We start from the raw sequence: 9,183 nt of genomic DNA on the forward strand, positions 1-9,183 counted from the left end.
GCCGTTCACCAAAACGACTATATCTTCACGTTAAGACAAGGATTGGCATTTTTATGAGCTCCTCGATCAATCGCGTCGTCCTCGCCTATTCCGGCGGTCTGGATACCTCGGTCATCCTCAAGTGGCTGGAAGAGACCTATGGCTGCGAGGTGATCACCTTCACCGCCGACCTGGGCCAGGGCGAGGAGGTCGAGCCGGCCCGCGCCAAGGCCGAGGCCCTGGGGGTCAAGCAGATCTACATCGAGGACCTGCGCGAGACCTTCGTGCGCGACTACGTGTTCCCGATGTTCCGCGCGAACACCATCTACGAGGGCGAGTACCTGCTGGGCACCTCGATTGCGCGGCCGCTGATCGCGCGGCGGATGGTGGAGATCGCCGAGGAGACCGGCGCCGACGCCATCGCCCACGGCGCCACCGGCAAGGGCAACGACCAGGTGCGCTTCGAGCTCGGGGCCTATGCGCTGAAGCCGGGCATCCAGGTGATCGCCCCCTGGCGCGAGTGGGACCTGAATTCCCGCGAGCGCCTGATGGCCTACGCCGAGCAGCACAGTATCCCGGTGGACTATGCCAAGAAGGGCACCAAGTCGCCGTATTCGATGGATGCCAACCTGCTGCACATCTCCTACGAGGGCGGGCCGCTGGAAGACCCGTGGACCGAGGCCGAGGAGGACATGTGGCGCTGGTCGGTCTCCCCGGAGGCGGCGCCGGATGCATCCGAGACGCTGACCATCGGCTTCGAGAAGGGCGACCCGGTCTCGATCAATGGCGAGCGCCTGAGTGCGGCGGAACTGCTCGCGAAGCTGAACGAGCGTGGCGGGGCCCACGGTGTTGGCCGTCTGGATATTGTCGAGAATCGCTATGTCGGCATGAAGTCGCGTGGCTGCTACGAGACCCCGGGCGGCACCATCCTGCTCAAGGCGCGCCGCGCGCTGGAGTCGATCACCCTGGATCGCGAGGCCGCGCACCTGAAGGACGAGCTGATGCCGCGCTACGCCAGCCTGATCTACAACGGCTACTGGTGGAGCCCCGAGCGGCGCATGCTGCAGGCCGCGATCGATGACACCCAGGGCGTGGTCAACGGCGAGGTGCGCCTGCGCCTGTACAAGGGGAACGTGATCGTCGCCGGCCGCCGCTCCGAGGACACCCTGTTCGACGACGCGATCGCCACCTTCGAGGACGATGCCGGCGCCTACGACCAGAAGGACGCCGAGGGCTTCATTCGCCTGAACGCACTGCGCCTGCGCATCGCCGCCAGCCGCAATCGGAAGCCCACATGAGATGACGGACCGCGACCACCAGCCTCCGCGGTCCCGATGTACCCTGGCAGGGCGCACCGGCGTGGCGTGGGGGCTGGGAGGGGCGGGCCTGCTGCTTCTTGTGCTGCTCGGGTGGTGGATGCCCGGTGCGCTGCCGGCCGCGGGAGCGGGCGACGCCGACGCCCCCGCCGAACAGCGGCTGGTGCTGGGGATCCTCGCGCACCGCGGGGACGAGGTCGCGCGCAGCCGCTGGACCCCGTTCGCCGAGTACCTGTCGGAGCAGGTGGACGGCGCGTCCTTCGAACTTGAACCCGTGGACAACGATGGGCTGCAGGCGGCGGTAGCGGAAGGTCGCTTTGACCTGGTTCTGACCAACAGCGGCTCCTACGTGATGCTGGAGCAGCAGCACGGCATCTCCCGCATCGCTACCATGCAGCCGCGCCAGGTCGGCCGTGACGAGGATCGTTTCGGCGCGGTGGTGATCACGCGGGCCGATCGTGAGGACCTGGTAGAGCTGGACGACCTGCGGGGGCAGCGACTGTCGGCCGTGCACCCCGATGCCTTCGGGGGCTGGTGGATGACCTGGCGCGAGCTGCAGGCGGCCGGTCTGGATGTCGAAAGCGACCTGGCGGCGCTGGTGTTCACCGGCTTCCCGGTCGGTCGCGGGCTCGACTGGGTGCTGCAGGGCGAGGTCGATGCCGCGACCTTTCGCACCGGCATCCTGGAAGATCTCGCAGCCCGCGGGGATCCGCGGGTGGACCAGGTCCGTGTGGTCGGCGAACGCGCCTTTCCCTCGTTTACCTACCGCGCCAGCACTCGGCTGTATCCCGAGTGGCCGCTGGCCATGCGCGGTGACCTGGACGCCGGGCTCGCCCACGCGATCCTGCTGGCGAGCCTCTCGCTGGACGAGGGGCACCCGGCCAGTCGGGCGGCCGGTATCGGGGGCTGGGCCGCGCCGCGTTCCTACGAGGACGTGCACGGCCTGATGTACGAACTAGGGGTGGGTCTGTACGCCCCGCAGCCGTTTGATGTCCTGGCCTGGCTGCGCGGCCATCTCCTGTGGCTGGTGTCGGTGCTGGCGGCGGTTGCGCTGCTGGCACTGCTGTATGTGTCCCGGGTCCATGCCCGGGTGCGGCGCTCCGGGCACAACCTGGAACGCAGCATGGACGCGATCCCCGATGCGGTGATCACCCTCGATGCGCATGGTGGCATCTCCTACGTGAACCCGGCGGCCCGGGATCTGGCCGGACTGACCCGCGATCAGGTCCTGGGCTGCTCGCTGGACCAGCTCCTCGACCTGCGCGAGCTCGGGACGGGCCGCCCGCTGTTACCGGACAATGCCCGGGGCGAACGGCTCGACCAGGCCCTGGGAGAACGCTCGGATGCGCGCCTGGTCCGGCGCGACGGGCATGAACTGATCGTGCGCATCGCCCGCACGGCCCTGGATCCGGTCGCCGGCAGTTCGGTCCGTACCTTGCTGGTGCTGACGGACGTGTCCGAGGAGCGCCGGCTGGTCGACCGCCTGGTGCACGAGGCCAGCCACGATGGCTTGACCGGCCTGCTGAACCGGCGCGCCTTCGAGCGTGAACTGGAGATCGCGATGCACGCGGCCCGCGAGAATCGCGCGGTGGCCAGCCTGTTGCTGGTGGATCTGGACTACTTCAAGGAGGTCAACGACCGTCATGGACACCGCGTGGGCGACGACCTGCTGCGTCAGGTGGCCCATGTCCTGCGCCAGTTGACCCGCGGCCATGATGCCGTGGCCCGGATCGGGGGCGACGAATTTGCGATCATTGCCCGTGACACCAACGCCGAGTATGGGCGTATTCTTGGTCAGCGCATCTGTTCGGCCCTCGGCGACCGGCCGTTGCAGGTCGAAGCACGTGACGTCACCATTGGCGCATCGGTGGGCGTGGTCGAGCTGGGGCCCGATATTCCCGGCGTGGACGAGGCGTTCGTCGCCGCCGATCGGGCCTGCTACCACGCCAAGGACCAGGGTCGCGGCCAGGTCGGGCTCGCGCGCAAGGCGGATATCCATCCGATTGCCGGATCCTGAGGGCGATCCGGTCCCGGCCTGCGCGGAACGGCTTCGTGCCGGCGCGGTCCCTGCGACACCGGTGCGGCGCCGGTTCGAAAGAAAGGAATTACATGTCTATTGTCTCCCGCTTGCGACCGGGCCTGCTGGCCCTGATGTTTCTTGGCCTGACCGGCTGCGCCACGGTGCCCAGCGAGGACCGTCACCCGGATGATCCCTGGGAGTCCTACAACCGCGCCGTGTTCGAGTTCAATCAGGACTTCGACGAGTCCCTGCTGCGGCCCGCGGCGGTGCAGTACCGGCGCCTCCCGCAACCGGTACAGACCGGGGTTGGCAACTTCTTTTCCAATCTCAACGACTTCACGGTCCTGTTCAACAACCTGTTGCAGGGCAACCTGGAGAATGCCGCGTCGGACACCGGGCGCATCATGTTCAACACGACCTTCGGGCTGTTCGGACTGATCGACGTGGCGTCGCCAATGGGACTGGACAAGAACAACGAGGACTTCGGTCAGACCCTGGGCGCCTGGGGCGTGGCCCGTGGCCCCTACCTGCAACTGCCCTTCCTCGGACCGAGCACGGCGCGGGATGCCCCGGCGCGGCTGGTGGATGGCTACACCAGCCCGCTCTATCACACTAACCTGCGCGACGATCACACGGGGTGGTGGATCGGCCTGATCGCGCTGGACGTGGTCGACATGCGCGCCGGTCTGATCTCCACCGAGCGCATGCTGGCGCAGTTGTCCGATGACCCCTATATCGCGATGCGCCAGGGCTACCTGCAGCGCCGCGACTTCCTGGTGCGCGGCGGTATGGGCGATGAGGAGGCCGATGCGATGCTGGACGAGCTCGAAGAGCTCGAGGCGCTGGAGGCCATGGAGGCCGAGGAGCAGGGGCGTTGAACGGTCTGACCCCGATGCTGAACATCCTGCGCCTGCACAGCGGGCCGCAGGACCTGCCGGCGGACAACGGCACCCTGATCTTCTGGGTCGGCATCGCGCTGATCGCCGGGATGGTGATCGGCATCCCGCTGTACGGCTTCGGCCAGGCGCTGGCGCTGAACGTGATGGACCTGGTGGTCCTGTACGCCTTTGTCGTCATCGTGCTCAGTCTGCGCGGGGTGCCGGACCGCTGGCGCCAGACCTTCACCGCCATGGCAGGCACGGGCGCGGTGCTGGGGCTGTTGATGGCGCTGCTGATGCTGCTGGCGGGCGGCCCTGATCCGGCGCGCGAGCCCGAGGACGTTGCCACCGGCATCGTGCTCGGGATGCTGGTGCTCTTCGCCTGGCTGTTGCTGGTGTTCGGCCACATCCTGCAGCAGGCGCTCGGGCTGGGCATGCGACTGGTGGGTATGCTCATTGCGCTGGGCTACATCGTGATCTCCAGTGTGCTCACCCAGACCGCGATCGGGCTGTTCCAGTGAGCGCCGGGCACCTGCACATCCTGGGCATCGGCGGGACCTTCATGGGCGGGCTGGCCCAGCTCGCCCGGGCCCGTGGCTACACCGTCACCGGCTCCGACCAGAAGCTGTATCCGCCCATGAGTGACCAGCTGGCGCAGGCGGGGATCACCTGGCACGAGGGCCATGATCCGGACACCCTGCCCGACCGGGGCCCGGTGGTGGTCGGCAATGTGATGCGGCGGGGCATGCCCGTGGTCGAGGCGCTGTTGGAGCGCGGGCTGGACTACACCTCGGGGCCGCAGTGGCTGGCCGAACACCTGCTGCGCGACCGCTGGGTGCTGGCGGTGGCCGGTACCCACGGCAAGACCACCACCGCCAGCCTGCTGGCCTGGATTCTGGAATACGCCGGCATGGCCCCGGGTTTCCTGATCGGCGGGGTGCCGGGCAATTTCGGGGTCAGCGCGCGCCTGGGGGATGCGCCGTTCTTCGTGATCGAGGCGGACGAGTACGACAGCGCCTTCTTCGACAAGCGCGCCAAGTTTGTCCACTACCGCCCGCGGACCCTGGTGCTGAACAATCTCGAATTCGATCACGCCGACATCTATCCGGATCTGGCCGCGATCGAGCGGCAGTTCCATCATCTGGTGCGCACCGTGCCGGGCCAGGGGCGCATCCTGCTGCCGGCCGGCGATGCCGCGCTGGAACGGGTGCTGGAGATGGGCTGCTGGACCCCGGTGGAGTACCTGAGCACCCATCCCGATTCGGGGGTGTCCGCCGCGCTGGCCGCGCGCCCGCTGAAGGCCGATGCATCGGAGTTCGAGTTGCTGGCGGATGGCGCCGTGATCGGGCGGGTCGCCTGGTCCATGAGCGGCCGGCATAACCTGGCCAATGCCCTGGCCGCCCTGGGCGCGGCGCGCCATGCCGGTGTGCCCCTGGCCGTCGGAATTGAAGCGCTTCCGGAGTTTCGGGGGGTGCGGCGGCGCCAGGAAGTCCGCGCCGAGATCGACGGCATCCGGGTGATCGACGACTTCGCCCATCACCCCACCGCGATCCGCCTGACCCTCGAGGGGCTGCGCGGACAGGTGGCCCCGGGCGGGCGCCTGGTGGCGATCCTCGAGCCGCGCTCCAATACCATGCGCATGGGGGTGCACGCGGAGGCCCTGGGCACCGCGCTGGAAAAGGCCGATGCGGTGCACCTGTACCATGCCCCGGAGATCGACTGGTCCACCGAGGGGCTGCAGCGGCAACTCGGCGAGGGGCTGTCCGTGGCGCGCGATATCGAGTCCCTGCTGCAGGGGATTCTTGCCACGGCGCGCGCCGGCGATACGCTGGTCATCATGAGCAACGGAGGCTTCGACGGGCTGCACCTGCGCCTGATCGAAGCCCTGCAGGGAACGCCCGCATGAGTGAACGCCCGCGCAGCATCTCTCTGGCCCTGACCGGTGCCTCCGGGGCCCCGTACGGCCTGCGCCTGCTGCAGTGTCTGGTGGAGTCCGGGGTTCAGGTGCATCTGATGCTGTCGAAGCCGGCCCAAGTCGTCCTCGGTCTGGAGACGGACCTGGACGTGCCGGGCCGTCCGGTGGAGATCGCGCGCTACTTCACCGAACTCTACGGCGCGGCCCCGGACCAGATCCACTGCTACGGGGCCGAGCAGTGGACCGCACCGGTGGCCAGCGGCTCCGCCGTCCCGGAGGCGATGGTGGTCTGCCCCTGTACCACGGCGACCGTATCGGCGATCGCGACCGGGGCCTCGCGCGGCCTGATCGAGCGCGCCGCCGACGTGGTACTCAAGGAGCGGCGGCTGCTGCTGCTGGTGGTGCGCGAGACCCCGTTCTCCGAGATCCATCTGGAAAACATGCTGCGTCTGGCGCGCATGGGCGCGGTGGTGATGCCGGCCAACCCGGCCTTCTATCACCGGCCCCAGTCCATCGACGACCTGATCGACTTCATGGTGGCCCGCGTGCTCGATCATCTTGCTGTCGAACATGCCCTGGTGCCGCGCTGGGGTGCGGCAACCCCGCCGGGAGAGGATGCATGACCACGCTGCCGCTGTTTCCGCTGAACACGGTTCTGTTCCCCGAGGGGTTGCTGCCGCTGCGCATCTTCGAGACCCGCTATCTCGACATGGTGCGCCGCTGCCTGCGCGACGATGGCCGCTTCGTGATCGTCGCGACGGAGCCCGCCCCGGAATCCGGGGCGCTCCCGGCCGAGACCGATCCCTCCGCGGGTTTCTACGGCGTGGGGACCGAGGCGGCCATCGTGGACTGGGATCAGCGGCCGGATGGCCTGCTGGGCATCCTGGTGAAGGGCGAGGGTCGCCGCGTGATCCACAACGCCCGCCGCGCCGACGACGGCCTGTGGCTGGGCGAGGTGGAGTCGCTGCCGGAATACCCCGAGGTGAGCCTCCCGGTCGATTATGCCTCGCTGGCGGACCTGCTGGAGCGCCTGCTGGACCAGCTGGGGACGCCCTGGTCCCACCTGGAACGGCGCTTTGACGACTCGACCTGGGTGGCCGCCCGCCTGACCGAGCTGCTGCCGATCGATCTCGAGATCAAGCAGCAGTTGCTGGAGGCGGACGACCCGATCGAACGCCTGGAGCGCCTGCGAGCGGCCATGCTCGCAGCATCGAAATCCTGAAAGCCGGCGGCGAGGCTGGTAAGGTTCCGGTACATTTTTAACCGGAGCCCGCCATCATGGCCGTTCAGGAACTCACGCAGGACAACTTCGAATCCACCATCACCGGGAACGACATCGTCATCCTGGACTTCTGGGCCCCGTGGTGCGGCCCGTGCCAGCAGTTCGCCCCGACCTTCGAAGAGGCCTCCGGCAAGCATTCCGACGTCGTCTTCGCCAAGGTGAACACCGACGAGGAGCAGGGCATCGCCGGCGCCTTCCAGATCCGTTCCATCCCGACCCTGATGATCTTCCGCGAGCAGATCATCGTGTTCTCGCAGCCGGGCGTGCTCTCCGCCGGCCAGCTGGACGAGGTTCTGGGCAAGGTCCGCGAGCTGGACATGGAACAGGTGCGCGCCGACGTCGAGCGCCAGCAGCAGGAACAGCAGCAGGCCGGCGGCGCGTAAACCGCCCCGGACGACTGTCTCCAGCGGGCCCTGGCCCGCAGGACCGAACCCGGCCGGGTGCCCGCCCCGCCGGGTTTTTTCGTGTGGGGCGTGTGCCGGCGCCGTAGAATGGGCGCTGACAGCCCCGACCCCGCCTTCAGGCGCGAAAGGATGCCTTCAACATGTCCCCGTCTCCCGAGGATGCCGGCCCCTCATGCTGAGCGTGATGACCCAGATGGGGGCGCTGATCGTCGCCGGCGTGGTGTGGCGCGCACTGCAGCCCGGCGGCCTGGACGCCGACAACACCCGCCGGGTCCTGACCACCCTGGTTTACTACCTGCTGCTGCCGGCGCTCGTCCTGCAGGTGCTGTGGGTCGCGCCGCTGGGCCTCGACTCCCTGCGGATCGCGCTGGTGGCGGGCCTTACGGTCCTGGCGATGGTCGGGGTCACGTTGCTGGCCTGCCGCGTGTGCATGGCCGAACGGGCTGCCATTGGCGCGATGCTGCTGGCGGCAGCCTGGCCCAATGCGACCTATCTGGGCCTGCCGGTACTCGACAGCCTGTTTGGCGAGGCCGGGCGTGCGGTGGCGATCCAGTACGACCTGTTCGCCTGTCTGCCGCTGGTGCTGACCCTGGGGGTGCTGCTGGCGCGGCGCTACGGGGATCCCGAGGCCGTGCGCCTGTACGGGGGCGGCAGCCCGCTCCGGGCCCTGGCGGCGGTGCCGTCCATCTGGGCGGCGGTGGTCGGTGTGGTGCTGAATCTTGCCGGTGTCCCGCTGGTCGACTGGCTGGATGTCTTTCTCGGGTTTCTGGGCGACAGTGTGGCGCCCTTGATGCTGTTCTCGCTGGGGCTGGCGCTGGTGTTCAACCGCTTTCGCGGGCGCGATGCCCGGCCGCTGGCGGTGGTGGCCGTGGTCCAGCTGGTCCTGGCTCCCGTCTTTGCCCTCGGGCTGGTGTTGTGGACGGGGCTCGAGGGGGTGCCCGGTGTCGGGTCGGTACTGGAGGCGGCGATGCCGGCGATGGTGCTGGGGCTGGTGTTCTGTGATCGCTTCCGGCTGGATACCGGGCTCTATGCGGCGGCGGTGACGCTGACGACGGCGCTGTCGCTGATCACCCTGCCGCTGTGGTTTGCCCTCGCCACTCATCTCATCGCCTGATCTTCAGTTTGTGGCTGGTCCCGGTTCGTCTCCCGGTGTTTACGGTGCCTCCGGTCCGGCGCCCGCCTCGTGGTGGCTGGTCCTGGTTCGTACTCCGGTGTTTACGTGCCTTCGGTCCGCATACTGCCGTGCGCTGACTCGCCAGCGCGCCGCGAGGTCCTTTCTTGCTCCTGATTAGCGACGAGAGTCAGCCAGGCTCACAGGGTGAGCCACCCCCGGGCGTACGCTGAGGCTACACAGCGAGCGGAGGGTGCCACCATGGCGCAGAATCGGAT

At 68.4% G+C, this 9,183-nt stretch carries 9 protein-coding genes; all 9 read left to right on the plus strand.

From position 1 onward, the window contains the following. Positions 1–53 precede the first annotated feature (53 nt). Positions 54–1,277, plus strand: a complete 1,224-nt coding sequence (locus tag D106_RS0105675; RefSeq protein ID WP_018865838.1) for an argininosuccinate synthase — start codon at positions 54–56, stop codon at positions 1,275–1,277. A 118-nt stretch (positions 1,278–1,395) separates the two neighbouring features. Next, the gene (locus tag D106_RS0105680; protein WP_018865837.1) at positions 1,396–3,312 is read left to right on the plus strand and encodes a diguanylate cyclase; all 1,917 of its coding nucleotides are present in this window, start codon (positions 1,396–1,398) and stop codon (positions 3,310–3,312) included. A 92-nt stretch (positions 3,313–3,404) separates the two neighbouring features. Beyond that, on the plus strand, positions 3,405–4,193 hold the full coding sequence (locus tag D106_RS0105685) for a VacJ family lipoprotein (RefSeq protein WP_018880829.1): 789 nt from the start codon (positions 3,405–3,407) through the stop codon (positions 4,191–4,193). Beyond that, complete coding sequence (locus D106_RS0105690; RefSeq protein WP_018879476.1) at positions 4,190–4,714, plus strand: hypothetical protein; 525 nt, start codon at positions 4,190–4,192, stop codon at positions 4,712–4,714. The genes D106_RS0105685 and D106_RS0105690 overlap by 4 nt, the downstream gene beginning before the upstream one ends. Beyond that, the gene (mpl, locus tag D106_RS0105695; protein WP_018879477.1) at positions 4,711–6,099 is read left to right on the plus strand and encodes a UDP-N-acetylmuramate:L-alanyl-gamma-D-glutamyl-meso-diaminopimelate ligase; all 1,389 of its coding nucleotides are present in this window, start codon (positions 4,711–4,713) and stop codon (positions 6,097–6,099) included. The genes D106_RS0105690 and mpl overlap by 4 nt, the downstream gene beginning before the upstream one ends. Further along, entirely contained in the window at positions 6,096–6,731 is a 636-nt protein-coding gene (locus D106_RS0105700; RefSeq protein ID WP_018876052.1) for a flavin prenyltransferase UbiX, read from the plus strand. Before mpl ends, D106_RS0105700 begins: the two co-directional genes overlap by 4 nt. Then, on the plus strand, positions 6,728–7,330 hold the full coding sequence (locus D106_RS0105705; protein WP_018877287.1) for an LON peptidase substrate-binding domain-containing protein: 603 nt from the start codon (positions 6,728–6,730) through the stop codon (positions 7,328–7,330). Before D106_RS0105700 ends, D106_RS0105705 begins: the two co-directional genes overlap by 4 nt. 56 nt (positions 7,331–7,386) lie before the next feature. Further along, positions 7,387–7,773 (plus strand): thioredoxin, encoded by a 387-nt coding sequence (gene trxA, locus D106_RS0105710; RefSeq protein WP_018865831.1) that lies wholly within the window; start codon positions 7,387–7,389, stop codon positions 7,771–7,773. Between the two features lie 193 nt (positions 7,774–7,966). Continuing rightward, entirely contained in the window at positions 7,967–8,908 is a 942-nt protein-coding gene (locus tag D106_RS0105715; RefSeq protein ID WP_018879478.1) for an AEC family transporter, read from the plus strand. Positions 8,909–9,183: the final 275 nt, after the last annotated feature.

This window comes from Thioalkalivibrio sp. ALE9 (assembly GCF_000377445.1).
Lineage (GTDB): Bacteria > Pseudomonadota > Gammaproteobacteria > Ectothiorhodospirales > Ectothiorhodospiraceae > Thioalkalivibrio.

Coding starts and splice junctions, on each gene's coding strand:
- D106_RS0105705 (WP_018877287.1), top strand. CDS start 6,728: ATGACCACGCTGCCGCTGTTTCCGCTGAACACGGTTCTGTTCCCCGAG.
- trxA (WP_018865831.1), top strand. CDS start 7,387: ATGGCCGTTCAGGAACTCACGCAGGACAACTTCGAATCCACCATCACC.
- D106_RS0105685 (WP_018880829.1), top strand. CDS start 3,405: ATGTCTATTGTCTCCCGCTTGCGACCGGGCCTGCTGGCCCTGATGTTT.
- D106_RS0105700 (WP_018876052.1), top strand. CDS start 6,096: ATGAGTGAACGCCCGCGCAGCATCTCTCTGGCCCTGACCGGTGCCTCC.
- D106_RS0105715 (WP_018879478.1), top strand. CDS start 7,967: ATGCTGAGCGTGATGACCCAGATGGGGGCGCTGATCGTCGCCGGCGTG.
- D106_RS0105675 (WP_018865838.1), top strand. CDS start 54: ATGAGCTCCTCGATCAATCGCGTCGTCCTCGCCTATTCCGGCGGTCTG.
- D106_RS0105680 (WP_018865837.1), top strand. CDS start 1,396: ATGCCCGGTGCGCTGCCGGCCGCGGGAGCGGGCGACGCCGACGCCCCC.